The sequence below is a fragment of the Pseudomonas sp. NPDC090755 genome, assembly GCF_044769005.1.
In the GTDB taxonomy this organism is placed as follows: Bacteria; Pseudomonadota; Gammaproteobacteria; order Pseudomonadales; family Pseudomonadaceae; genus Aquipseudomonas.
In genome coordinates, this window is record NZ_JBIVXC010000008.1 from 110538 (window position 1) to 136223 (window position 25686).

Annotated in this window: 22 protein-coding genes and 1 pseudogene; 8 read left to right on the plus strand and 15 right to left on the minus strand. The window is 60.2% G+C overall.

Annotated elements, in window-relative coordinates; translation table 11 throughout:
• Positions 1-47 precede the first annotated feature (47 nt).
• Positions 48-236, plus strand: coding sequence for a hypothetical protein (locus ACIQUS_RS14175; protein ID WP_403047926.1), 189 nt, complete (start codon positions 48-50; stop codon positions 234-236).
• Positions 226-957, plus strand: a complete 732-nt coding sequence (locus ACIQUS_RS14180; RefSeq protein WP_403047928.1) for a YqiA/YcfP family alpha/beta fold hydrolase — start codon at positions 226-228, stop codon at positions 955-957. The genes ACIQUS_RS14175 and ACIQUS_RS14180 overlap by 11 nt, the downstream gene beginning before the upstream one ends.
• Positions 958-1006: 49 nt before the next feature.
• Here the strand turns inward: ACIQUS_RS14180 and ACIQUS_RS14185 are convergent, their stop codons facing one another.
• From ACIQUS_RS14185 to ACIQUS_RS14215, 7 genes are all read right to left on the minus strand, one after another.
• On the minus strand, positions 1007-3910 hold the full coding sequence (locus tag ACIQUS_RS14185; protein WP_403047930.1) for a glycosyltransferase: 2904 nt from the start codon (positions 3908-3910) through the stop codon (positions 1007-1009).
• A gap of 38 nt (positions 3911-3948) precedes the next feature.
• Positions 3949-5376: a mannose-1-phosphate guanylyltransferase/mannose-6-phosphate isomerase gene (locus tag ACIQUS_RS14190; protein WP_403047931.1), complete on the minus strand. Its 1428-nt coding sequence runs from the start codon at positions 5374-5376 to the stop codon at positions 3949-3951.
• Positions 5377-5409: 33 nt separating this feature from the next.
• Positions 5410-6495, minus strand: coding sequence for a polysaccharide biosynthesis/export family protein (locus ACIQUS_RS14195; protein WP_403047933.1), 1086 nt, complete (start codon positions 6493-6495; stop codon positions 5410-5412).
• Complete coding sequence (locus tag ACIQUS_RS14200) at positions 6488-7594, minus strand: ABC transporter permease (protein ID WP_403047935.1); 1107 nt, start codon at positions 7592-7594, stop codon at positions 6488-6490. Before ACIQUS_RS14200 ends, ACIQUS_RS14195 begins: the two co-directional genes overlap by 8 nt.
• 50 nt (positions 7595-7644) lie before the next feature.
• Positions 7645-8298: an ABC transporter ATP-binding protein gene (locus ACIQUS_RS14205; RefSeq protein ID WP_403047937.1), complete on the minus strand. Its 654-nt coding sequence runs from the start codon at positions 8296-8298 to the stop codon at positions 7645-7647.
• A gap of 11 nt (positions 8299-8309) precedes the next feature.
• Positions 8310-9101: an ABC transporter permease gene (locus ACIQUS_RS14210; RefSeq protein ID WP_403047939.1), complete on the minus strand. Its 792-nt coding sequence runs from the start codon at positions 9099-9101 to the stop codon at positions 8310-8312.
• Between the two features lie 377 nt (positions 9102-9478).
• On the minus strand, positions 9479-10102 hold the full coding sequence (locus tag ACIQUS_RS14215) for a helix-turn-helix domain-containing protein (protein WP_403047941.1): 624 nt from the start codon (positions 10100-10102) through the stop codon (positions 9479-9481).
• Positions 10103-10227: 125 nt separating this feature from the next.
• Between ACIQUS_RS14215 and ACIQUS_RS14220 the strand changes: the two genes are divergently transcribed.
• The 3 genes from ACIQUS_RS14220 to ACIQUS_RS14230 all read left to right on the plus strand — a co-directional run bounded on the left by ACIQUS_RS14220 (position 10228) and on the right by ACIQUS_RS14230 (position 12900).
• Entirely contained in the window at positions 10228-11358 is a 1131-nt protein-coding gene (locus ACIQUS_RS14220; protein WP_403047943.1) for an NAD(P)/FAD-dependent oxidoreductase, read from the plus strand.
• Positions 11359-11379: 21 nt separating this feature from the next.
• Entirely contained in the window at positions 11380-11757 is a 378-nt protein-coding gene (locus ACIQUS_RS14225; protein ID WP_403047945.1) for a RidA family protein, read from the plus strand.
• Positions 11758-11835: 78 nt separating this feature from the next.
• Complete coding sequence (locus ACIQUS_RS14230) at positions 11836-12900, plus strand: hypothetical protein (protein WP_403047947.1); 1065 nt, start codon at positions 11836-11838, stop codon at positions 12898-12900.
• 48 nt (positions 12901-12948) lie between these two features.
• Here ACIQUS_RS14230 and ACIQUS_RS14235 read toward each other — a convergent pair whose 3' ends face one another.
• Together ACIQUS_RS14235 and ACIQUS_RS14240 are read right to left on the minus strand one after the other, a co-directional pair.
• Positions 12949-13734 carry a methyl-accepting chemotaxis protein gene (locus ACIQUS_RS14235; protein WP_403048048.1) on the minus strand — a complete coding sequence of 262 codons (786 nt, stop codon included), beginning with the start codon at positions 13732-13734 and terminating at the stop codon, positions 12949-12951.
• Positions 13735-13803: 69 nt separating this feature from the next.
• Positions 13804-14835, minus strand: a pseudogene (locus ACIQUS_RS14240) (cache domain-containing protein); the annotation flags it as partial.
• 345 nt (positions 14836-15180) lie between these two features.
• On the opposite strand from ACIQUS_RS14240, the gene ACIQUS_RS14245 reads away from it, so the two are divergent.
• Together ACIQUS_RS14245 and ACIQUS_RS14250 are read left to right on the plus strand one after the other, a co-directional pair.
• Positions 15181-16632: a hypothetical protein gene (locus ACIQUS_RS14245; protein WP_403047949.1), complete on the plus strand. Its 1452-nt coding sequence runs from the start codon at positions 15181-15183 to the stop codon at positions 16630-16632.
• A 10-nt stretch (positions 16633-16642) separates the two neighbouring features.
• Positions 16643-17725 (plus strand): hypothetical protein, encoded by a 1083-nt coding sequence (locus tag ACIQUS_RS14250; protein ID WP_403047951.1) that lies wholly within the window; start codon positions 16643-16645, stop codon positions 17723-17725.
• Positions 17726-17886: 161 nt separating this feature from the next.
• On the opposite strand, the gene ACIQUS_RS14255 is transcribed toward ACIQUS_RS14250, so the two are convergent.
• Positions 17887-18762 (minus strand): LysR family transcriptional regulator, encoded by an 876-nt coding sequence (locus ACIQUS_RS14255; RefSeq protein WP_403047953.1) that lies wholly within the window; start codon positions 18760-18762, stop codon positions 17887-17889.
• A gap of 97 nt (positions 18763-18859) precedes the next feature.
• On the opposite strand from ACIQUS_RS14255, the gene ACIQUS_RS14260 reads away from it, so the two are divergent.
• Positions 18860-19306: a PACE efflux transporter gene (locus ACIQUS_RS14260; protein ID WP_403047955.1), complete on the plus strand. Its 447-nt coding sequence runs from the start codon at positions 18860-18862 to the stop codon at positions 19304-19306.
• Between the two features lie 2 nt (positions 19307-19308).
• On the opposite strand, the gene ACIQUS_RS14265 is transcribed toward ACIQUS_RS14260, so the two are convergent.
• The 5 genes from ACIQUS_RS14265 to ACIQUS_RS14285 all read right to left on the minus strand — a co-directional run bounded on the left by ACIQUS_RS14265 (position 19309) and on the right by ACIQUS_RS14285 (position 25554).
• A complete protein-coding gene (locus ACIQUS_RS14265) occupies positions 19309-20400 on the minus strand; it encodes a hypothetical protein (RefSeq protein ID WP_403047957.1) in 1092 nt (363 codons plus the stop codon).
• A gap of 72 nt (positions 20401-20472) precedes the next feature.
• Positions 20473-21159: a GntR family transcriptional regulator gene (locus ACIQUS_RS14270; protein ID WP_403047959.1), complete on the minus strand. Its 687-nt coding sequence runs from the start codon at positions 21157-21159 to the stop codon at positions 20473-20475.
• Positions 21160-21175: 16 nt separating this feature from the next.
• Positions 21176-21880, minus strand: coding sequence for a FadR/GntR family transcriptional regulator (locus ACIQUS_RS14275; RefSeq protein WP_403047960.1), 705 nt, complete (start codon positions 21878-21880; stop codon positions 21176-21178).
• 63 nt (positions 21881-21943) lie between these two features.
• On the minus strand, positions 21944-23254 hold the full coding sequence (locus tag ACIQUS_RS14280) for a C4-dicarboxylate transporter DctA (protein WP_403047962.1): 1311 nt from the start codon (positions 23252-23254) through the stop codon (positions 21944-21946).
• Positions 23255-23757: 503 nt separating this feature from the next.
• On the minus strand, positions 23758-25554 hold the full coding sequence (locus ACIQUS_RS14285) for an acyl-CoA dehydrogenase (protein ID WP_403047964.1): 1797 nt from the start codon (positions 25552-25554) through the stop codon (positions 23758-23760).
• Positions 25555-25686 lie beyond the last annotated feature (132 nt).

The window sequence follows — 25686 nt, forward strand, 5'->3', positions numbered from 1 at the left end:
GGAATTGGGTCCATTCGATAAGTACTACTAATGTCAAGACTTTGGCCGTGAAAACCCATGTTTCTGTTGATTTTTTTTTGCATTTAGTGTATTTCGTCATGTTTTTAGGGGTTAGCAGCCGTCGTTTTCGAAATAAAACTCAGCGAGTTCTGTGGCCTAAATTTAACGAGCATGCTGCCGATACCCTGCTGGGTAACTTAAGCGACGGTATTGAGGGGGGGCAAGGTGTCGACTGAGTTCGAAGTAGATGTTGAGTACGACGAGATTGTTGCCAGCCATTCTAGGCTGATCAATGGTGAGAAGGTTGTTTACATTGATCGTGGAAAGGGTAAAAACAAGCTGTTGATCGGATTGGCAACCCTGATGAACAAGGGTGTTTACGCCGGTGTGAAAAGCTACTATCGCGATTATCCTGGTGATGTTCTTTGTCTGATTGATCCTGACAATACTTATTATTTGAGAAGTGACCGCGGTATGCACATCCGCAGTGTCATTCGGGAAATCGTCAAAGATTACAAGCCTGAGAATGTGGTGTTCTGCGGAGCCTCGATGGCCGGTTTTGCAGCAATCGATCTGGCGCTTTTCTTCAATGCCAATGCGGTTGTCAACAATCCCCAGGTCAGTCTTGATCTTACCTACGAGACGGCATGGCCAAAGCTAAAAGAAGTCATTGATCAAATAGAGCAAAAATATAACATCGATGATTTTTCATTCAAGTCGCGTAACACAGTGATAGGTGCGGTTTTTGGGCAGCATCCTATGGATATTGTAAATAGGGATGCCCTGTTCAGGTTATGCGCAAAAACAGAAGGTGTCGGTTTGATATTCGGAAACTCTTTCGATATCGAGCATAAATACTATTATCAGGGGATCAATGGCTTCCTCAAAATGGTGGATATGGTATTTGCTCATCGTGATCTGATGAGTGGTATCCACCTTAAGTTCCCTAGGGGCTGAACTGGGGGGCAAAAAAATGGGCTGTCATCTAATGACAGCCCGTTTTTTTTTAACCCGTGATCGGGTAGAGGTACTCGTCGACAAAGTACTCGTTTGTTGCGGTTGACTTTGGCTTTTTGTTTGCCTTGGAGGATACGATTGTAATCGAGAGCGCGTCGTCCTTTGGGGGCGTTTTTTCGCTGCTTTCGTTTACAAACATGATGTTGGCGTCTGTCGCTTTCTTGAGGTGCGCGACAATGGACGCTTCAGTAACCATGGGGCGGGTATTGCCGTTCAGCCAGAGTTGTGTTTCTGGTTCCAGCAGGTTTCGAATTTCAATCGTGTTCGCTTTGCTCAGTGCGGCTGTGTAATTTTTGTACAACTGCATGTAGCGAGAAGCCAGTTGTGGTGGCTTTGGCTCTGCCAGTGAATCGCTGATGATGACACCATTTTTCAACAGGGCAGACTCAATAACTTCCTTGTTGCTGGTAATGTCATCCAGGCGAATCAGGCTGGCGCTGAAAAGCTGGTGAACCAGTGCGTCTGTGCGAAGCTTAATGGTTTCATGATCGATGTCGCCATCGCGAATTTTTCGAACAGCGCTTTCAATATGTTCTTTGTGGAAGGCGTCGAGTGTGATGCCTTTCCCGGAATAGACGCTATGGCCCAGGGCGATAGTTGGTCTTTCCAGTAGGATAGACTCGAGCCCCACGGTCGAGTTGATGATGACGTTCGCGACAGAGTGCTTCAGCATAGTATGCAGGTGCAGAGAGTTATCGAACGTAATGCTTGGATAGCGCGACTGCAGTTCAGAAAGGGTGATAGTGTTCTCTGGGTGCGGTCGGCAAACAACCTTTAGGCCGGTACGGCGAGCGACGAATGCCAGATCATCGATAACTTCGACCATCTTTTTGTAGATGGGTGAATTGATGATGATGTTCGAGTCGCCCTCGATCTGCATTGGGAAGAAAATATACTGGTTCGACGGTTTCAGGCCGATGCGCTGAAGAACATCTTCTTTGGATAGTGTGTTGTCCGCGTCCTTGCCGACGATCGTCTTGCCTTGGCTAGAGAACTGTTCAATGTACTTCCTGGCAGTCGCCCGCTCTTCGGTCGTGATGAGGGGCAGGAAACTTCCGGAAATGTAGCTCTTGAAGTTAACACCCTGTGGGTCGAATACCAGTGTGTCAGGCAGAAGGCCGCGTTCGACGTGAAAAATGGGCACGTTTGAGATTTTTGCGGCGACCTTCATCAGGAAGATGAAGTGAGGGCCGTTGCCGTTCCAGCCAACCACGAAATCAGGAGCGGTCTTTGCAATGCGTCGTAGTATGGAGTCAAGAATCAGGATGGCGTGGGCAACAACGTCAACGAGTTTTTTCCCTTCAAAGTGTTCGGGGAACATCTCTTTGTAGGTGTTGATGTCGTCTGTGATGTTGACGCCTTTGAGGGTGATGTTGAAATTACCCTCAGACTCAAATTGAGTACGGAGCTCTGCCTTAAGGCTCTCTCTCTTTTTCTTGTCCAGATCTGGGCGGGTCGCATGGGCTAGGTAGCCTTCAGACAGGAAGCGATTGGTGCGCCCTGCATCCATTGTCACGAACTCGGAGTAAATGCCGAGCTTCTTGAAGTTTTCTGCCAATGCCAGCTTGTAAGAAATCAGGTAGTCAGCATCCGAGCTGTAAATCAGTGCCTTGGTTCGGCGTTGGGGGATGGTGCTCGGTGGCAGTGGCGTCGAGGCGGATTCACTGGTGCCTAGCTCTGGGCGATAGGTGAAATCGTTGTTGATGATGGTGTTATAGCTTTTCGCCGCTGAGTCTTTGCTGTACATCCCCTTGGCCAGCAGATAAGCATTTTTCGAAATTTTTGCGCGCAGGGCATTATCCGTCAAAAGCTTGATGACGGCGGCGGCGAAGCTGTTGTTGTCATCGGTAATGATGCAGTTCAGGCCGTCGGTACCTTCGATGCCATCCATCGAGAAGCTGGTGGCTACCAGAGGCATACCATGGGAAAAGGCTTCGATGTTCTTGACCTTCATGCCGGCGCCGCTGACGATTGGCGAAACAACGACTTTCGAAGCAGCGTAGGTATGGGTCAGGTTCTCGACCCGTCCGAGGTACTGAATGCTGTCATTCTTCAGCGCTTTCACCGAAGCGATGTTGCTGACTTCACCAGCAATGGCGAGGCGTACGCCTGGAATTACCTTGCGAATGGCGGGCAGGCTGTGACGAATGAAATTCTTGATGCCTTCCGCGTTGAAGGGGGATGCAGAGCCGACAAAAAGTATGTCGTAGATTTCTTTTCCCGGAATGTGCTTACGCTGGAAATCATTGAAGGCCGGTAGCGTGAGAATCTTCTGACCGGGCAGCCGTTGCTTGATTTCGTTGGTTTCGTTCGGGTTGATCGAGATGACGTAGTCATATTTCGAGAGAAGACCAAACTCCTCGTTCTCGAATTTTTTCATGTCGATCTGTTTCTTAAAGGTACCACTCTTTATCGCCGCGCTGATGATGTTCGTCTGAATATCGTGCGTGTCGACGATTTTTGTCCCGCGGTAGCGGCTAGGAATCGCCCGGTCGAGCTTTACATAGTTGACCAGGATATGGGTCGGATTGATCTCCTTGACCATCTGGTGGACAAGCTTCTTGTAGTTGTCCGGGCAGGCGTCAATGTTCGAGACCTGGCCTTTGTCCGTCAGCTTGCGAAGCTTTGCAATGACTGGGTTGACGGGTTTTTTGTTGAAGCGAGGGTGTCGCCTGACTTCTACATTCTCAATGGTAGGGTAGTGGTTCTTGATGTCTTCTTGAACAGTCGCCGAGCTTCGAGCCTCCTGGTTGAAGTTCAGGATGGCCAGCGACACCTTGTGGCCGGCCTCAAGAAGAACTTTCAGCGTTTGGTCGATACGGCTCTGGTTACCCTTGAATACAGGGAAAGGAATTTCTGGGGTTAAAACGAGGATATGCTTTTCTTGTTTCATGAGAATACGTTTGCCGATAAGGAGATGAGGGTGAGTGCTCAAGCGGATTCGTTAGCTGAATCCACCCGGCCGTAACGATCTTCAAATCGGACGATGTCGTCTTCGCCCAAGTAGCCACCTGATTGAACCTCAATCATTTCCAGAGGGATTTTCCCCGGGTTCTCAAGTGCATGTATTACACCTACCGGAATGTAGGTCGACTGGTTCTCGGTAAGCAGGACCTGCTGGTCGCCAATCGAGACTTTCGCTGTGCCGGTAACCACGATCCAGTGTTCTGCACGATGATGATGCATTTGCACCGAGAGTTTTTGCCCTGGCGCGACGGTGATGCGCTTGACCTGATAGCGTGGGCCGTTATCGATGGAGTCATAGGCACCCCAAGGGCGATACACCATGCGGTGATTGGTCGCTTCGCTGCGGGCATCCTGCTTGATCCGGTCAACCAGCAGCTTGACGTCCTGTGCCTTGTCTTTGTCCGCCACCATGACGGCGTCGGCGGTTTCGACCACGATCACGTTGTCCAGGCCCAGTACGGACACCATGCGGTGTTCGGCATGAACATAGGCATTCTGGGTGTCTTCCAGCATGACGTCGCCGCGCGAGGCATTGCCTTCCGCGTCCTTGTCAGCAATTTCCCAGACGGCCGACCATGAACCAACGTCGTTCCAGCCGGCATCCAGTGGGACTACCGAGACCTGGCTGGAGCGTTCCATCACGGCATAGTCGATGGAGATATTCTCTGCAGCGGCGAAGGCCGCGGTATCCAGGCGGGTAAAGTCCAGGTCTTCTTTGGCGTTGTCCAGGGCAGCTTGTACAGCGGACAAAACCTGGGGTGCATATTCCTGCAACTGGGCCAGCATGGTGGAGGCCTGGAACAGGAACATGCCGCTGTTCCAGTAGTAGCGACCATCGGCCAGGTACTGTTCAGCGGTGGCGAGGTCCGGCTTCTCGACAAACGCCTGTACTGCCTGCACTTCGCTGGATTTCTCGGCGACACGGATGTAGCCGTAACCCGTTTCAGGCTTGTTCGGCACGATCCCGAAGGTGACGACCCGACCGTCACGCGCGGCTGGTGCGCCTTTTTCGAAGGCTGCGCGCAACGCTTCCAGATCGTCGAAGACGTGGTCAGCGGGCAGCACCAGCAGCAGTTCATCCTTGCCGGTGGACAGCGCTTTCACCACAGCAGCGGCGATGGCGGGAGCAGTATTGCGACCGATAGGCTCGAGCAGGATGGCTTGCGGGCTGACGCCCAGCGCACGGCACTGCTCGGCAACCAGGAAGCGGTGCTCTTCGTTGCTGACTACGATGGGCGTCAGCGGGCCATCCTGAATGCCCGCCAGGCGCGACAACGTAGTCTGGAACAGCGACTGGTCGCCGCTGAGGGTGAGGAACTGCTTCGGGTGCATAGCACGCGAAAGGGGCCACAGGCGTGAGCCGGAGCCGCCGGAGAGTACTACGGGGATCATGTAATTTCCCTATTGATGATCAGAAAACCAAAGTTACTTGTAAGCACCCGTCGCGGTGCCGAGCAGCATGGTCTGTACGATTGGCGAAATAATCTTTTGCCATTCGTAGACCGCTGCGTTTGTCACATAAATGGTGTCATCCGGCTTGATGATGACCTGGCGAGCGTAGAACACCGCTGCCGGATCACGCATGTCCAGGCGCAGGACAGTCGGCTTCGAATTACCACCTTCGCCCATACGGAACACGAACACACCCTCCGGGTTTGCATTCGCTTCCTTCAGGCCACCTACGCTACCCAGTGCATCGAGCAGGCTGGTGTTCTGCGATGGCAGGTCCTTCAGGCCCGGCTCGCCGACGGCGCCCATGGCCACAAAGCGCTGACGCGCACGGTCCAGCACCACTTCCGAGTTCGGACGCAGGACCATGTTGTTGCCCGCCAGCACATCTTCGTAGTTGAACTGCTGGACATCGCTGCCGGTACGCACGGTGACGTTGACCAGGTGCGGTTCCAGCACCGGGCCACCGGCCTGGTTGACGGCGTCGAGCAGGGTCAGCGGGCCTTGCAGGGTGCTGAAACGGCCAGGGGCCTTGACCGCACCGGCCACCAGCACCGAGCCCGACAGGTCACCGACCAGCTCGACGTGGGTCTGCACGTCGGTGGTCACGCCCTTGAGCTTGTTGCGGATCATGGTCTCGACCTGACTCAGGGTCATGCCGGCGACGAACTGGCGACCCACGTAGGGCAGGGAGATGGTGCCCTGGTCATCGATGCGGGTCTTGAGCTGGGTGCCGCCGGTGGTCAGCGGGGCGAACAGGGCCGAGCCTTCCGGGGCGTTGTCGGTGATCAGCACATTGAGGGTGTCACCAGCCATCAGCCGCGCGGTAGGGGCCACCGGCTTGGCGATGGTCGCTTGCGCAGGGCGCACTTCGCCGCGCATGTACGGGGCTATGGTGTTGGCGTTGATCTCGACCAGGTTGTAGGGCTGGTTCTTGGCTTCGATATCACCCTTGTAAGGGCCGGCACCGGACAGGGTGCCGCCGCATCCGCTCAGGCCCAGGGTCGCGAGGGCCAGGGCTGCCAGTTTGAACTTGTGGGTAATGACAAGGGATTTAATCACGGTGATCCTCGATGGAAGCCAGGATGAAGCGGGTAATGCCGTACAGCATCAGCAGGCCTAGCAGGATGGTTGCCAGGTTGTACAGACGCTCTGGGTACAGGGCCAGTTGTGGGGTGTTGGGGCTGACGACGGTGACCAGGGTGCGGATCTTCTTGCTGGCCTCGATACGGGCGTTGTCGAGGGCGGCGACCGCGGTCTTGTAGCTTTCTTCGGCAATGCCGGCGTCCAGGGTCAGTTGCTGGTAGCGCGAGGCGACCACGTTCAACTGCGAGCCATTGGGCGAGGACACCAGCAGGCGCTTTTCCTTGGCCAGCTGCTGGGTGATGGCATTGACCTTCTGGATCTGCTGTTTGACCTGCGGCGCATCGGCACGCAGCTTGAACTGCATCTCGGTGAGCGTGGCCTGTTCCTTGGTGTACTGGCCTTCGAGGTCGGCAATGATGCTGGCGCGGCTCTGTGCAGTGTTGCCGCCGTCCAGGACCTTGTTGATGTTCTGGAAGTCGAGCAGTTCGGTCTTGCGCTCGGCGTAGTTGATGCGCGCGGTTTCCAGTTCGCCCTGGGCGAATTTCATTTGCTCACGGGCAATGCTGTGGCTGACTTCGTTGACGAAGTGTTCGCTGGCCTTGAGGATGGTGCGCAGCATCTGCTCCGACAGCTCAGGGGTGAAGGCTTGTACTTCGACGCGCAGCAGGCCGGTGGTTTCGTCGTAGTGGGCCGAGACCATGCGCTGGTAGTACTCGAGCAGGTCTTCGCGCTCGGCGTCCTTGTTGAGCCAGAAGAACACGTCGCTACGCTGGGCGGCGTACTGCTCGACCCAGTGCAGGCGTTCTTCGAGCAGCAGCATCATGTCCATCGACACGATGTATTCGCGCAGGTACAGGGTCTCTTCGCGGGAGGCGGGATTGGTGCTGGTCAGCAGGGTGGCCAGGCCCGGCAGCTGGGCGCCGGGGTTGCCACTGTCCTGGCGCACCACCACCTGGGCGGAGCTGACATAGCGGTCGACGGCGAACACGCCGTAATACACGGCCGCCAGGATCAATGGCAGGACCACCATGCCAATAGCCAGGCGCCAGCCCTTTTTTGTACCCGTACTGCTCATATGTGATGCATCCTTGAAGTGGAACGGTGCTGCGAAATTTTGGGGTGCGCTCAGCTGTTGTAGGCCTTGATGCCTTCGGCGACGTCCTCGAAGACCTGGATGCCGCCATCGCGTACCAGCAGGACGATGTCGCAGAGCTTTTCGATCTCCGGCATGGAGTGCGAGACCAGGACGACGTTGGACTTCTGCAGTTTTTCCTGGAAGACCTCGGCGCACTTGCGCTTGAACTGCGCATCACCCACCGACATCACTTCGTCGATCAGGTAGTAGTCGAAGTCGAAGGCCATGCTCAGGCCGAAGGCCACTCGCGAGCGCATCCCGGAGGAGTAGGTCTTGATCGGCTCGTCGATCCAGTCGCCGATTTCGGCGAATTCCTGGACATAGCGGACCTTCTCGCGCATGGCCTCGCCCTCGGCGCCGTATACGCGGCAGACGAACTTGATGTTGTCGCGGCCGGTCATGCTGCCCTGGAAACCACCGGTCAGGCCCACGGGCCAGGAAATGCTGCGGTCGGTGACGATGGCGCCGGAATCGGGGACATCGGCGCCGCCGAGCAGGCGCATGAGGGTCGATTTACCCGCACCGTTGCGGCCGATCAGGCCGATGTTCTTGCCCGGGGGAATCGCCAGCGACAGGTTGCGAAAGACATACCGACGGCCATTGGGAGTCAGGTAGGACTTGGTGACGTTTTTAAGTTCGAACACGTAGGCCTTCCTTAGCCGTTCTTGGTGGAAATCAAGTGCAGGCGGCGGGCGCGGTAGCTACCCAGGGCGATGAACAGCAGCACGATGGTCAGCGAGATCACATAGGTCTCGGACACACCATCGACCGGGGTGTAGTGCGGCAGTACTTCGGCGCGAATCAGTTCGATCAGGTGCAGGAACGGATTGAGCAGCAATACGGGCATCATCGCTTGCGGCAGGTACGCTGCCGGCACCAGTACGCCGGAGATGAAGTAGAGCGGGAAGAAGGCCATGCGGATGACCAGCTTCAGGCTGGGCAGGGCGTGGGTGATCAATGCCAGCAACATGCCCAGGCCAAAGGCGAACAACAGGCCCAGGGCCAGGGTTGCGACCCACTGCAGCGGGCTGTGCACCGACATGTCGAAGCCGTACCAGGCAAAGCCGAACACCAGGATGGCGTAGACCGTGACACTGATGCAGGCTTCCACCAGTACCCGGGCCACGTAGGTGTCCAGCGGCTTGATCTGCTTGTAGCCGAACAGCGAGCGGTTCTCGCGCAGGCTGTCCATCAGGCGCAGGGCCGTGTTGCGGTAGAGCAGGAAGGGCGCCATGCCGACCAGGACGAACACCGGGTACTCGACGCCGGCCACTGTACGACCGCGAATCAGGGTGAACAGCAGGGTGAAGATCAGCAGGTGGCAGATCGGCTCGATCAGGGTCCAGACCGCTCCCATGCGACGCTCGCCGAAGCGTGCGCGGGCTTCGCGCAGAACGAGGGCAAAGATGACCGATTTCTGGATCTGGAAGGAGGAGCGAGGCTTCAAGATATTTACCGCAAAGCAAAGCAGCACGCCTGGGGCATGCTGGTGAATTCATTTCATGAAAGGCCCTACAAACCCAATGAAACCGGGCGTTCGGAAAGCTTCCGTGCTCTAAGGGGCGCGAGATTAATCGGAGGGTGGTGTAAGCGTCAAGATGAGAGGCATTCACGACGGCCAGGGTAAAACGGGAAAAAGTTCCTGTAGGCCTTGTCGGCTATGGCTGTGCGCCGTTTCCGAACTGGATCCAAATATTTTGAACAGGCACATGCCGTAACCGCTGTCGCGAGGCTGGGAAACGTTCGCAAAAACTGACCCGGTATTCAGCTTGTGGGGAATCGAGGTAGGGGATCGCGAGTGGTTTGCAGTCGATCGCGGGGTCTTCAGCGATCGGTCATCACTACCATCACATGGGCATCGCCGCCGTCGTCTGTCTCCGACAGGTAGATATGACCGACGTTGCTGTTGAAGTACGCCGTTTCTTGCGGCCCGATGCTCACCGCCTCGCCGGTCTCGAACTCGATCCGCACCCGACCGCTGAGCACAAGGGCGAACTCCTGCCCGGGATGGCGGATGAATTCATCGAACTGCTGCCGTTCGCGGGCAATGATCCGTGCATACATCGGCGTCATCAGCCGCTCGGGAAACGCACCGGCAATCGGATGGTAGTCATAGGTACCGGTGCTGTAGCCCGCCGCGGCCGGCAGTGAGTCGACCACCACGGTGGTCGGTGCCGGCGCGTCACCCACGCCGGAGGAGCGAAACAGCTGGGCGATGTCGACATTCAGCGCCCGCGCCGCCGCCGCGAGTTTTTCGTAACTCACCGAGACCTGGGCCAGTTCCATTTTCGACAAGGTCGACACCGGCACCCCGGAGCGTTCCGACAGTTGCTTGAGGGTCAGTTGCTGGCCCTTGCGCACCTGGCGCAGACGCGCGCCGACTTCGCCGCGGTCGATCAAAGGCAGCGCGCCAGGGCGTTCGGCAACAGGGGAGCGGTCGGCACTCATCAAGGATCTCGGTCAGCGTTCACGGGCAGGCATCTTACCGTGGCCGCTTGCGTATTTCTAAATTCTCATATATTAGAATTCTCATAAGTGATAATTTTTGTTTCTCAACAGGCGATGGCATGGTTATGACCCAGACGTTCGACAGCGTGATCATTGGTGCCGGTATTGCCGGCGCGTCCCTGGGCTACCGGCTGGCCGGCCAGCAGCAGGTGCTGCTGCTCGAGCGTGAGGCCCAGCCGGGCTACCACGCCACCGGTCGTTCGGCGGCGATGTTCATGGAGGCCTACGGTACGGCGCAGATCCAGGCGCTGACGCGTGCCAGCCGCAGCTTCTACGAGGCGCCGCCGGCCGGGTTCTGCGAGCACCCGTTGCTGGAGCCGCGAGGCTGCCTGTATGTCGCCAACCTTGAACAGCAGGCGCTGCTCGCCAGCACCTATGCCCAGAACCTGGCCAATGGCACGGCGGTCAGCCTGCTCGATGCCCCGGCAGCCCTGGCGCTGGTGCCCAGCCTACGTGGCGAAGCACTTGCCGGCGCGGTTCACGAGCCGGGTGCGATGGACCTGGATGTACATGCCTTGCACCAGGGCTTTTTGCGCGGGTTCCGTCAGGCCGAAGGCCAGTTGCGTTGCCATGCCGAGGTCGTCGAAGGGCGCTTTGAGGACGGCCTCTGGCACCTGGGCCTGGCCGATGGCAGCGCAGTGCAGGCGCGCCGGTTGATCAACGCGGCAGGCGCCTGGGCCGACGAAGTGGCCCGGGTCTGTGGCGTGCAACCGGTTGGCTTGCAGCCTTGCCGACGCAGCGCCTTCACCTTCGCAGGCCCGCCAGACCAGGACTTCGCCCGCTGGCCAGCGGTGATCGGTGTCGATGAAAGTTTTTATTTCAAACCCGATGCCGGGCAGTTGCTTGGTTCCCCGGCCAATGCCGATCCGGTCGCGCCCCAGGACGTGATGGCCGAAGAGCTGGATGTGGCATTGGGTATCTACAACATCGAAAACATGACCACCCTGAGTATCCGCCGGCCAAGCCACACCTGGGCCGGGTTGCGCTCGTTCGTCGCCGATGGCGACCTGGTGATTGGTCATGACCCCCTGCAACCTGCGTTTTTCTGGCTGGCCGCCCAGGGTGGCTACGGCATCCAGTCGGCTGCCGGTGTTTCGCAACTGGCCGCGGCGCTGCTGCTCGAGCAGCCGTTGCCCGCGTCCCTGATCGCCGAAGGTGTCGAACCGCAACGCTTGTCGCCTGCGCGCTTTCGTTAATCACGTACCGAGGACTTTTCCATGAGCACAAGCATCCAGCGTATCCCCAGCAACCTGCCGTTTCCTTTCTCCAAGGCGATCAAGGTCGGCGGCTTTCTGTTCCTCTCAGGCCAAGTGCCCATGACCCGCGAAGGGGAGGTGGTGCGCGGCGATATCCAGGCCCAGACCCGCGCCACCCTCGAGCGTATCGGCGAGACCCTTGCCCAGAGCGGTGTCGGTTTCGGTCAGGTGATCAAGGCCACCGTCTGGCTGTCGGACATGGCCCATTTCGCCGGTTTCAACGAGGTCTACAAGGCATTTTTCACCGAGGGCTATCCGGTGCGTTCCACCGTCAGCGCCGGGCTGGCCCTTGGGGTCGATGTGGAGATCGAGGTGCAGGCCTGGATCGGCCAGGACTGACGACCGGGCGCCGTCCTGGCGCTGCACTGGACAAAAACAACAAGGCCCGCAAAGGGCCGTAGACCAGAGGATTCGGACATGCGGGAACAGCTGAAAATTGCCGGTGCCTTCATCGGCGTCATCGTGGGTGCGGGATTCGCGTCAGGGCGTGAGTTGCTACTGTTCTTCGTCGATTTCGGCCTCTGGGGGCTGCTCGGTGCGCTGGTCAGTGCGGCGCTGTTCACCTTCCTCGGCATGGCCCTGGCGGGCCTGGGCAGTCGCCTGCAGGCAAGCTCGCACAAGGATGTGGTGTACGCCATCTGCGGGCGTCACCTGGGCCTGTTCATCGACCTGCTGATCACCTTCTTCATGTTCGCCGTGACCGTGGTGATGCTGGCTGGCGGCGGTGCCTTGCTGGAGCAGCAGTTCGGCATTCCGGCACTGACCGGCAGTGTGATGGTGACGGCGCTGGTGGTGGCGGTGGTGTGCCTGGATGTGCAGAAAGTCATCGTCCTGATCGGTGCGGTCACGCCATTCCTGATCCTGGTCGCCAGTGCCATTACCTTGTATGCGTTGTTCACCCGCAGTTTGAGTTTCAGCGAACTGAACCTGGTGGCCAGTCAGCAGGAAGCGGGCACCCGTCACTGGTTGCTGGGGGCGTTTCTCTATGTCTCGTACAACATCGTCGCCGGCACGCCGATCCTGGCGATTCTCGGTGGTTCGGCGCGCGTCGAGAAAACCGCGATCTGGGGCGGCATTCTCGGCGGCGCGGCCTTGGGTGGGCTGATGCTGATCATGAGCGCCGGCCTGTTGTCGCGGCTCGACAGCGTGGCCGACCTGCCCATGCCGATGCTGTCGATCGCCAGCGAAATCTCCCCGGCCCTGGGGGTGGTGATGTGCGTGATCATTTTCGGCATGATCGTCAACACGGCCGTGGGTACGTTGTATTCGTTCATGGCCCGGCTGTTGCCGGCGGGGACGCGCAGCTTCCGGATCGGGTCGGTGGCGGCGGGGGTGGCGGCGTTCGTCTGCAGCCTGATCGGCTTTATCAGTCTGGTCGGCCAAGTCTATCCGTTCTTCGGTTACCTGGGCTTCGTGCTGATGTTGGCGGTGTTGATCGGCTGGCTGCGGATCGGTCGTTTCAAACGCGCGGTGGCGGTGTAGCGGCAAACACCTGGCGAGGGCAGTAGTGGCCCTCGCCAGGGCCGTGCATCAGATCTTGAAACTGTCGACCAGTTGCTTCAGGCGACCGGCCTGCTGGGCCAGGGCATCGCAATGGCGCAGGGTGTCATTGAGGTTGGCCACGCCTTGCTGGTTCAGCACGTTGATCTGGGTGATGTCCAGGTTCAGGCTTTCGACCACGGCAGTCTGTTCTTCGGTGGCGGCGGCCACCGACTGGTTCATGCCGTCGATCTCTCCGATGCGCTGGGTGACGCTGCTCAGGCGCTCGCCGGCCTGATTGGCGACCATCACGCTTTCCTCGCTCGACACCTGGCTTGCGTTCATGTTGTGCACGGCCTCGCGCGAGCCGACCTGCAGGGTGGTGATCATCTTGTGGATCTCTTCGGCCGACTCCTGGGTGCGGTGGGCCAGGTTGCGCACCTCGTCGGCGACCACGGCAAAACCACGACCGGCCTCACCGGCACGGGCCGCTTCGATCGCCGCGTTCAGGGCCAGCAGGTTGGTCTGCTGGGAGATGCCCTTGATCACATCGAGGATCTGGCCGATGTCGTCAGTGCTGGCGTTGAGGGTCTCGATCTGGGCGCAGGATTCGCTGATCTTCTGCGATAGCGAGGTCATCGCCGAGATGGTTTCTTCCACCACCTGGCGGCCATCGTTGGCCTGCTCGCTGGCACCGCTGGCGTGCTGCGAGGCATCGGCGGCGTTGCGGGCGATTTCCTGGGTGGCAGCGCCCAGCTCGTTGATTGCCGCCGCCACGCTGTTGGTGCGCATGCTCTGTTCTTCGGAACCGATGATCGAAGCATTGGAGGCACTCATCACCCGCTCGGACAGGTCATGGACCTGGCGGGTGGCCGACGACACTTCGGCGATCGAGGCGTGAATGCGCTCGACGAACTGGTTGAAGGCGCCGGCCAGCTCGCCGAACTCGTCCTTGTTCTCCACCACCAGGCGGCGGGTCAGGTCGCCTTCGCCCTGGGCGATGTCCTGCATGGCGCGGCCCATGGTGGTCAGCGGGCGCATCAGCACCGGAATCAGCAAGCCGAGCAGGACGGTGATGGCCGCCACGGCGATGAGCATGGCGATGATCGCCGAGGTGCGGAACTGGCTCAGTGCGGCGTAGGCCTTGTCCTTGTCGATGGACAGGCCGATGTACCAGTCGGCCGATGGCAGGTTGCTGACCGGGGCGAAGGCGATGATCCGGTCTTCACCGTTGAGGGTTGCATCATGGGTACCCGGTGCCACTTGCAGGCTGCTGCCAGGGTAGATGTCCTTGAGGTTCTTCATCACCTGGCCCTGGTCGGGGCTGACGATCACCTGGCCGTTGCGGTCGACCAGAAAGGCGTGGCCGATGCCGCCGAAGTCCACGGCGTTGATGATGTCGACCAGGGTGCCCAGGCTCAGGTCGCCACCGACCACGCCGAGCAGTTCACCGTTGGCCTTGCTCTTGACCGGCATGGCGATGGTCACCACCAGGCCGCCGACCGCGGCCATGTAGGGCGGGGTCAGCATGGTCCGGTTGGCGGCCACCGCAGCGCTGTACCAGGGGCGCTGGCGCGGGTCGTAGCCGTCGGGCATTTTCGCGTCCGGGCGCTGGGTGAACACACCATTGGCCTGGCCGACGTAGGTGAACTGGAAGTTGCTGGTGAACGATGGCTGGTCGACCAGTCCTGGCAGGTCGGCGCGGGTGCCTTGGTGGGCGACGTCCTGGGCGAGGTTTTCCAGCACCAGGATGCGGCCGCTCATCCAGTTCTGCACGCTGCTGGCGGTCAGGGCGCCGGCCTGTTTGACCGAGGATTCGATGTTCTGCCGGATGGTGTTGCGTTGCAGGTAATCGTTGTAGAGGGTGAACAATGCAAATGCCAGAACCACGACGCTGCAAGCGCACAGCAGGATCTTGTGGCGAAATTTCAGGTTCATGTTCCGAGACCTTGTGCCAGTGAAGAGGAATGCCGAGCGCAGCTTTTGGCGATGCTCGTACCTGTCTCGACGGGTATCGGCCGTCTTGGGCAAAGGTTGAAAGACAGATTGCCGCAGGGGTGTGCGAGTGGCGGTGTGACGATTCGATTTGTCCCGCGATAGCGGTGTGACAGAACCGGTGCAATCGCGGGGTAAGCTCGCTTCTATCTGAAGGTTTCGGAAGTATCCTGCGGCGGCCTGGGACTTCTCCTATTTCAGCTGCAAGCACCGTCGTGACAGGCTTCACGGCCCCCTGACAAAGGAGGAAATCGATCCCTTACCAGGCCCTCCTTACGATGCACGCTCATGACTGAAGACCTTCAGAACGCACTGGCGTTCTTCCAGCCAGCGCCGTCCGGCTGGCTTTCCGGTGTCCGGCAGCGCGCCGAAGACAGCGGCACCTGGTTGTGGGAAACCCTGCAAGGCGACTTCCATGACGACCCCACCACGGCGCAGATCGTCACCGGTACGGTGATCTCCATGGTGCCGCTGGTGGACCAGCTCTGCGACATTCGCGACTTCATCGCCAACTGCCGCAAGATCGACCAGGACAGCAGCGATACCGGTGCCTGGATTGCCATGGTGCTGACCCTGATCGGGGCGCTGCCGATCATCGGCTCGTTGTTCAAGGGCTGCCTCAAGGTGATGTTCCACGCGGCACGGCGCAGGTTTCACAGTGCCCTCAAACCCACGGAGCGTGACACGGCGATGATCGAGCAGGGCGTACGTCTGCTGGACCGTTACCTGGGCATTGCGGTGGTGCGCAAGCGATTGGCCCAGATGGATATCTACAACATCCATCAGTACCTGGCGGAAAAAGTCGATGCGCTCAAGGACCAGCTCAACGTGAACCTGCTGCTGGACGGCTTCAAGACCCTGCTGGACGCTACCCGTGGCTTGATGAAACTCGTCACCGACTGGGCCCCGGCCTCGCTCACAGCACCGGTGCAAGCGTTGGCGGCTGTTCTGGAGCGGGTGTCCGTCCAGGCCCGCGCCGGGGTGGAGCAGGCGATCGGCCCGACCCGGGATTACCTGGACGCACTGGCCAACCGCCTGCGGGTGGAGGCCGACAACGCCTACCGCGTGCGGCCGGGCAACAATGTTCATGTGCTGGGGCAGCGGGCCGATGCGGAATTGGAGCTGATGAAGCAGCAGCGGCCTGAGTGGGTGGATGAGATTATGGAGGTAAGCTTCAAGCCCCTGAAAGATTTACCTCCGGACGCTTCGAGCCATATTGCCAAAGGATGGCCGGATATACGGGAGAACGCCAAGAACCCGGTGGCGGGTAAGTTCACTACCTTCGATGATTCTCTGCGAGCTTCGTCGGTCTCAGGGGGAGAACGACTCTATCGAGTGGTGGAGCCCGGTATGAACTCCTATGACAACGGCACGTTCTGGATGCGTGAGGCCGAGTTCCAGAAACTGACTTCCAAAGGTGAATGGCGACGTCACTTCGCCGTCTGGAAACACTGGAATGAGAATGGCGAATATGTGGTGTACACCGTGCCGCCGGGCCAGCCCCTCAAGGTTTGGGAGGGGAGGGCGGCGACGCAGAAATTTGACTCCGCAGATGCCTACAAGCTGGAAGGTGGACGAGAGCAGATCTTGTTGAATCCAGATGACCTGAAACCGGAATTTGTAAGCCCCCGAAGAGCAACTGGCTGGGGATACGACGACGGCACGGGCGATCCCGACCTGGATCCGCTCAAGCCCTTTCTGGGGCTGCCCGAGCTCACCCATAACTGGTACCCGAATTAAGGAGTCCCCCGTGGCCGTATTACATCCCCTGGAGTGCTACCTGCTCGAAGCTTTCAGTTGCGCCAAGCATATCGCGGCTACCCGCGATCAGGTTATCGAACTGATCGATGCCCATGAGGCTGCCTATGCCCGCCTGCAACGGGAGCTCGACCCACACCAGCGCAACAAACCGTTATGGCAACAGGCTGATGTGACCTGGGGAACACGGGTATTGCCGAACATACGGCCTGCCCGAGAACGTTACATCAAGGCTTACATCCTGCGTACCCATAACGATCCGAGTGCCTTTGGAGGGGTAGGTAACACATTAAGCAACTGGAATCGTGGCATCAGCGAGTTCTGGGATGGCTGGATGACCGAGGAGGAGAAAAAGCGCATCTCGTTGGCGCAACGCGTGGCCACCAAGCTGGATATGCGGCTGGGGGCGACAGCTGGCGGAGAGTGGGACGAAGGTGAGTTGACCTACATTGGGCAAGGCCGTCTTTACCAGGTATCTGAGCTGCCCCGGCGCATCCCTCGTTATGTACTGGAGCCCAATGTCCGTATCGAGAGGGGCGAGAGCCCCCGGCAGTTAGGTATCTATCTACCAGACATCGAATTTGCCGCAGCGCGTTTGCTGTACCCCACCCGATTCAAGGGCGGTGTCAGGGCCTACCAGGGTGTTCGCCGCAGCGATTATGTCTGCGAACACACCGGCAAGCGCGCCTACGATTGGAAAGAAACGCAATTGACAGAAACCGGCTGGACCCTGATTCGCCGCGTCGAAGGTGAGTTCATCGAAGTCCCGGAGCGCGGTTTCTTCCCCCGGGGTGAACCTGAAGAGTTGTACCGCTGGCCTGAGCGCGAAGCACAGTTCATCACGCGGGAGGGGGAATTCATCAGCGGCTGGTCCGGTGAACCGGCCAGCCATAGCGGCAAGTGGTCGACTTTTGGCCGAAAGGGTTTCGAGTACGAGGACCTCCAGCAAGGCCAGCGCCTGCCGTACAAGGACGCGCAGGCGGTGAAGTGGACGCTGATCAAACGTGTGGATGGCGGGTCGTGCATTGAGGTGCCTCAATCCTGCCGCACTCTGGACGGACCTGGGTCGATCTAAAACCAATCAGGTCTTGAGCCTAGACGCTGTACTCCCCCTTGTTACGTACCCATTGCCGCCAGGCCGCGACCGGTAAATGAGTAGGAGCGGGCTTGCCCCGCGATCTCGGAGCGGCAGGTCAATCGCAACCGCGGGGAAATCGAATCGTCGCACCGCCGTCCCTACAGGAGCTTCACCAGCTCTTGAGCGGCCTTTTGCAGCGGCTGGTTGTGGCGCCAGAAGGCATGTACCGGCAATTGCAGCTCGTTGCGGGTGTTCTTGAAGTCCAGGCGCAGCAGGCGCCCGGCGTCCAGCAGTGGTGCCACCCGCGACAGCGGGAAGTCGCCCCAGCCCAGGCCCGCTTCGACCATTTCCAGGGCCATGGCCAGGCTGTCGGTGCGCCAGTGGGCCTTGCCGATCAGGGCGCGGGTGTCGCTGATCGGCAGGTCGCGGCTGGCCACCACGATCTGCCGGACGTTGACCAGATCTTCGAGGTAGGCAATCTGCCGGGGCTGGCCTTGCAGGGCAGGGTGGTGGGGGGAAATGGTCGCCACCAGCGACTCCATGCCGATGTTCTGGAAGCGCTGCTGCGGGTCCACCGCCAGCCCGGCGAAGGCTAGGCACAGGCTGACCCGACCACTGTGCAGCAGTTGCAGGGCCTCTTCCTGCGGGGCGCTCAGCACTTCCACCTGCAGCAGCGGATAGCGCTCGCTGATGCGCGTGATCGCCGCCAGCAGTGGGCCGTGGTCGATGTCCGGGACCACGCTGATGGACAGGGTGCTTTCCAGGCCCTGGGACAGCTCCAGGGCGTGCACCTGCAATTGCCCTAGCTGCGCGGCGATCAGTCGGGCGTGGGGCTCCAGGGCGTGGGCCAGGGCGGTGGGCCGGGTTTCCCGGTGGCTGCGTTCGAACAGGGCAAAGCCCAGCTCGGCCTCAAGATTGCCAATGGCCATGCTCACCGCCGAGGGCACCCGCCCCAGGGCGCGGGCAGCCGCTGAGAACGAGCCGCCATCGAGCACGGCAAGAAAGAGTTCGATGTTGTCGCTGGAAAAATTCAAAGGTCAATCTCCTGTCAGTCAATCTGATAGCTGCTGACTTTGGCTGTCAAGAAGATTGATGCATCCTCGAAGGCTTTACCGCTAATGAGGAAACCCGGTGCAAGGTGTCAAACGCAAACTGGTCTACGTGACCGCCTACGAAGCCATTGGTCTGTGCATGTCGACCCTGGGCCTGGCCTACCTGTCGGACAGTGCGCCGAGCAATACCGGCCCCCTGGCGGTGATGATCACCACCATCGCCATGGCCTGGAACTTCATCTACAACACCCTGTTCGAGTACTGGGAAAGCCGCCAGGCCAAACGCGGTCGCAGCATTGCGCGGCGGCTGGCGCATGCCGTCGGGTTCCAGCTGACCCTGGTGGTCTACCTGATCCCGCTGATCGCCTGGTGGCTGGACATGAGCCTGCTGGAAGCCTTGTTGGTGGACCTGGCCTTCATCGTCCTGATTCCTTGCTACACCTTCCTGTACAACTGGTTGTTCGACCGTATCTTCGGCCTGCCGACCTCGGCCCAGGCCGTGGATGACCGCCAGGTTGCCGCCTGAGGCTATTGCGCCGGGATTCTGATGTAGAGCGAGCCGGTGTCGGAGCCAGAGTTGGGATTGGCGTTGGTGTTTGTGTCGGTGTCGGGGGCGTCCTGCAAGCGCGTGGCGCCCAGCAGGTTGTCCTCGACCTCGCCGGACAGGTAGTAGACCCCGGCCATGGCGCCGGTCTTGCGGTTTTCCATGAGGTCGCGCCACTCCTGGTTGAGCGCCACGTTGAGGATCACCCGCAGTTGCTCGATCATCGCCGGCTGTTCCTGGTTGTGGGTCACCACGTTGTAACCGGTGGCCGCCAGCGAAATCAGGGTGCCGGCGGCGCGACCCACGGCGGCGGCCACGGCACTGGCAATGCCGCGCGGCGCGAGGGTGGCGCCGAGTTTTTCACTGGCCTGGCGCGCCACCGACGACAGGCCGATGTCCGAGCGCTGGGTGCCGGCGCGCACGGCGCTGTGCATGCGCTTGAGCAGTGCCGCCCAGGCCGGCTGTTCGGCCAGCGACTTGGCGAACAGCAACTGGTAGAGCGAGGCATCCTGGGACTTGGGCGGCGCCAGGTTGATGGCCTGGATGCGGGTCAGGCGCAGGTTGAACTGCTCGGGGGGCGCTCGGTAGCGCTGGGCGATCTGTTGCAGTTGCTGGCCAAGCAGCTGGAGGTACAGCTCCATGGCCCGGACGCGAATGCCCTCGGGGTCGATCTCCTTGGCCACCTGGTCGAGCACGCGTCTGTGGTACTGCTCCTGCAGGTACAGGGCCAGGCGCTTTTCCGGCGGGTCGTTGGTATTGCCGCTGTTCATCTTGTACCAGGCCACTTTCATGGTCAGCCATTGCTGGGTCCAGTAACCGGTGAACCAGGGAATGAAGTCGCTTTCGGTGTATTGCTGAACGCGGTCCTTCCACACGCGCATGGAGCGCCGGGCATAGTCATTGACCGAACTGGTGACGGCCAGCGAGGCGTCGATGATCTCCCGGTCGATCTGCTCCCAGGTCGCCGGGCTCAATTGCACCGGCGGGGGTTCGACGGGTTTTTGCCGGGAGGCGCAACCTCCCAGCACCAGCAGCAGGGTGAGCAGGAGAACGGTGAGCGGGGAACGCGCATTCACATCGCAGCCCCTGTGAGAAGTCGGGCGTACAGGCATGCTTACCTTAGTATAGGCCCGGCCTCCCTGTGCGCTTCAGTCCTGCAGGTCGAGCTTGGCCTCGATGTGGTCCAGGTGCTCGTGCATCAACGCCAGCGCCTTGTCGCCATCGCCCTGTTCCAGCGCATCGATGATCGCCGCATGCTCCTGCCAGGCACAGTGGCTGCAGGGGCGGGTTTCGTACTGGGCGATAATCAGTGAGGTTTGCGGTACCAGGCCGTTGAGGAAACGGGTCAGTGGCGCGTTGTTGGCGATCTCGGCCAATTTGAGGTGAAACTCGCCGCCCAGACGAATGGCGGTACAGCGCTGGCCCTGTTCGTGGTGCTGGCGCTCGCGGGCCACCAGTTCGCGCAACTGGCGGATCCTGGCCGGGCGCGAACGTTGCGCGGCCAGGCTGATCAGGGTGGTTTCGGCCAGGCGCCGGGCGCTGAGGATCTGCCGCGCCTGTTGCGGGTCGGGGGCGGCCAGGCGGGCGGTGTGGCTCGGGCGCTGGACGATCACCTGCTGGTCGCACAGGCGGCCCAGCACCCGGCGGATCACGGTGCGGCTGACGCCGAAGGCCTCGCCCAGGGCCTGCTCGGGCAAGGCGCTGCCTGGGGCCAGGCGCTGTTCGAGAATGGCGTCGAACAGGCGCGGGTAGATCTGCTCGGCCGACAGGCGCACCTCGCCCTGGGCAAGCAGTGGCGGCAGGGTGGTCGCAGGGGCTTGGGCGCTGGTGTTCATCACTGCTCTCCTTCGGTCATTTGACCGGATGCTCGTCCGGGATCTTCAGTTCGATACCCATGCGCAGGCCTTCCTGGAGGATGTGATGGCGCATCTGTGCGCTGGCCTGGGCACTGTTCTTGTTGCGGATGGCGCGTACCACTGCCTCGTTTTCTTCCAGCCGCGCCGCCAGGTGCTCGGGCGAATTGCGCAGCACATCGGCGCTCTGCTTGAGGGCGTTGCTGGTCTGCTGCACGACGTTCTGGAAGATCGGGTTGGCGGTCAGCGTGAACAGCTCTTCATGGAAGGCGATATAGGCGTTGACCCCGGCTTCGCTGTCTTGGGCCTCAAGGGCTTCGCGCATGTCCATCAGGGTCAGGCGCAGTTGGCCGATTTCCTTGCTGCTGATCGACTGGGCGACCAGGCCGACGATGAACGGCTCCAGGGTGTAGCGCAGTTGCAGCACGTCTTCCAGGCTGGCTTCGGCCACGGTGTTGGCCACCGGCGCCGCTTCGACGCTGCCCGGCTCCAGCACCAGCACGCCCTTGCCTGGCAGCGAACGCACCAGGCCCAGGGTTTCCAGGACGGTGACCGCTTCTCGCAGGCTGGGGCGGCTGATGCCCAGTTGCTCGGCCAGTTCACGCTGGCCCGGCAGCATTTCGCCGGAGCGCCATTGGCCCCGGTCCAGGGCCTGGCGCAATTTTTCTACCACGGCGTTGACGACGGTTGATGAGCTGATCACGGTTCACTCCCTGAGATCGGTTTCACACTTGCCGGGCCGGTGCCGCAGCACCGGCCCGTTCACTCAGAACTCTTGTTGATGGGTGGCCGGGCTTTTGCGCTGGGCAAAGCTGTAGCCCTGCTTGCCGGCCAGTACATTGTTGGCCCGTTCCATGTCGATATCGCCTTCCCATTTGCCAATAGCGACGGTGGCCACGCAGTTGCCGATCAGGTTGGTCAGGGCGCGGCCGATGCCCATGAACCAGTCCACCGCCAGCACCAGCACCAAACCGACCACCGGGATCGCCGGAATGGCGGTGAGGGTGGCGGCGAGGATCACCAGCGCCGAACCCGGGATGCCGTGGGCACCTTTGGAGGTGATCAACGACACCAGCAGGATGGTCAACAGGTCGGTCATGGCCAGGGGCGTGCCGGTGGCGTTGGCGATAAAGACGATGGCCAGGGTCAGGTAGATCGAGAAGCCGTCGAGGTTAAAGGAATAGCCGGTGGGAATCACCAGGCCGACGGTGGAATTGCCCACGCCCAGGTGCTCCAGCTTGCGCATGATCTGCGGCAGCACGGCGTCGGACGAGGCGGTGCCCAGGACAATGGTCAGCTCTTCGCGCAGGTACTTGATGAACGGCAGGATGCGCAGGCCCGACAGACGCATCACGGTGCCCAGGATCAGCAGCACGAAGCCGATGCAGGTCAGGTAGAACAGCGCCACCAGGCCGCCCAGGTGTTGCAGCGACTCCAGGCCGTACTTGCTGGTGGTGAAGGCGATGGCGCCGAACACGCCCAGCGGCGCCAGGCGCACGATCATGCCCATGATGCGGAAGATCACATGGCTCAGTTCGTTGATCAGCCGCGAGATGCCCGAGGCTGCTTCACCGACCAGGTTCAGCGCACTGCCGAACAGCACCGAGAACAGCAGGACCTGGAGGATGTTGTTGTCGGCAAAAGCGCCGATCACCGAGGTGGGGATCAGGTCCATGAGGAAGGCGGCGGTGCCGTGGATATGCTGGCCGCGCTCGGCCAGGTTGCTGGCCTCGGCGCTGGCCAGTTGGTCGAGGTGGATATTGGCGCCGCTGCCGATGCCGGAGGTAAAGGCGAACACCAGGCCGATGACCAGGGCGATGGTGGTGAGGATTTCGAAATAGATCACCGATTTCAGGCCGATCCGCCCGACCTTCTTCAGGTCGCCCGCACCGGAAATACCGCTGACCACCACGCAGAACACGATCAACCCGATGAGCATCTTGATCAGCTTGATAAAGCCGTCACCGAGGGGTTTGAGCTGCAGGGAAACTTCGGGAAAGCTCAAGCCACAGGCGATGCCGAGCACCAGGCCGAGCACTACTTGGAGAAAGATCGAACGCGAGCACCATTTGAGCATGGGAGGGATCTCTGGTCGGTGTCCTTGCTTCGGTGCCCGGGGGCGAAAGAGCGGAGGACTTAATTATTGTGGTCTTACCGGTATGTCCAGTGCAGGCCCAGTCTGGGCGCGATTTTGTGGGTTGGCAAGGGGTTCTTGAGGGTAGGGAGAAAATTGAGTTTTGTTTCTAGCAAAATCAATAGGTTACCGATGAATTGCGGGGCCCTTGAATGTCGCTGTGCGCTCAGTTTTCGCTATTCAAGGGTTCCAGGCACCCACCTGGGTTCACTTGTGCCTAACTGGTCTGACCGGTTTGTCCGTGTCTTTTGCGCCAACCTGATCGGTGCAATGCAACACCTGGGGATCACGCTGGACCACAGTCCGGAGAATCTGCACTTTATAATCGCTTCCCGGGTACAACCGCCGCCTGGTCTGAGCCGCTTGAAGTCGATGGGGAGCGTGCTTGCCCCGCGAATGCGATTTACCCGTCACATCGCATCGCGGGGCAACCCCGCTCCTGGCTGCTAGAACTGAGCGTCAGTCATTTCCATGGCCGCTGCACCACCATGCAGCACGGTATGGGTCAATGCGCTGGCGCGTGGTAGCCAGTGATCGGCGTAGAAACGGGCACTGAGGATCTTGCCCTGATAGAACGCCGCCTCAGTGCTCCCGTTGGCCAGTTGCTGTTCGGCGACCAGGGCCGAGCGTGCCAACTGCCATCCGCCGGCGACAATGCCGAACAACTCCAGAAACGGCACTGCGCCGACCGATACTTCACGCACCTGGTGATCGTACCGATCAACGATGAAACGCACGGCCTGCTCCAGCGCTGCAATCCCGTCATGCAGCGCCCGGGCGACCGGGTTCAGCTGTGGGTTATCCAGGGCCAGCAGTTGTTGTTCGACCGCTTTCATGCGCACGATCAACTGACTGGCGGCTTCGCCGCGATCGCGGGCGATCTTGCGACCGATCAAGTCAGCGGCCTGAATGCCGGTAGTGCCTTCGTAAATGGTGGTGATGCGCGCGTCGCGCAGATGCTGAGCCGCGCCGGTTTCCTCGATATAGCCCATGCCGCCGTGAATCTGCACGCCCAGCGAGGCGATATCGTTGGCATTCTCGGTACTCCAGCCCTTGACCACCGGGATCATCAAATCAACGAATGCCTGGTGGTGCTTACGGCTGTCCTGGTCCGGATCCCGCTGAGCGATATCCATCGCCAGGGCGACTTCGCAGGCCAGGGCGCGCATGGCCTCACAGCGCGATTTCATCGACAGCAGCATGCGACGTACGTCCGGGTGACGAATGATCGCCACCCTGTCACGCGAACTGCTGCCGATTTCATTGCCCTGGACGCGGTCGCGGGCATACGCCAGTGCACGTTGATAGGCACGTTCAGACAGGCCTACACCTTCGATGCCAACCGAGAAGCGTGCCGCGTTCATCATGATGAACATATACTCCAGGCCACGGTTCTCCTCGCCGACCAGCCAACCGGCAGCGCCCTCGCGGTCGCCGAAGGCCATGACGGCGGTCGGGCTGCCATGAATGCCGAGTTTGTGTTCGATCGATGCGCAGCGCACATCATTGCGTGCGCCCAGGCTGCCATCGGGGTTGACCAGGAACTTGGGCACGACAAACAGCGAAATCCCCTTTACACCTTCCGGTGCCCCGGGCACGCGAGCGAGCACGAGGTGGATGATGTTGTCGGTAAGGTCATGCTCGCCGTAAGTGATGAAGATCTTCTGTCCGAAGACCTTGTAGCTACCGTCACCCTGAGGTTGTGCGCGACACCGGATTGCCGCCAGGTCGGAGCCGGCCTGGGGCTCGGTGATGTTCATGGTGCCGGTCCACTCGCCGCTGACCATCCTGGGCAGATAGGTTTGCTTGAGCCATGGCGCGCCACGAAGTTCGATGGCTTCGATGGCGCCACGGGTGAGCATCGGGCAAAGGCCGAAGGCAACGTTGGCGCCATTCCACATTTCTTCCACCAGCGCCGAAATCAGCCGCGGCAGTCCCTGGCCACCGAACTCGGTTTCACAGGACAGGGCGTTCCAGCCGCCTTCGACGAATTGGTTATAGGCCTGCTTCCATGGGGTGCAGGTGTGTACTTCGCTATCGAGCCAACGAGGAGCCTGGCGGTCGCCCTGGCCATTGAGGGGCGACAGGACGCCGGTGGCGAAGCGGCTCGCTTCACTGAGAATGGCCTCGGCAAGTTCCGCGCCCAGTTCATCCCCCCCTGCGAGTGCGCGAAAGCGCTCCAGATAGCCCAACTCATTGAGGACGAACTGCATATCGCGCAAGGGCGCGTTGTACTCACTCATGGTGTTATCTCGCTTTGATCGATGGGTAAAGGTTCAGGGCCGCTTGTCGGGAGGGGCGCCCGATTCGATCGTGACTATGCCAAGGACAGGGGGTCAGTGGCTCCGCCCTTAAAGGGGGGGCGGGGGGGGCAG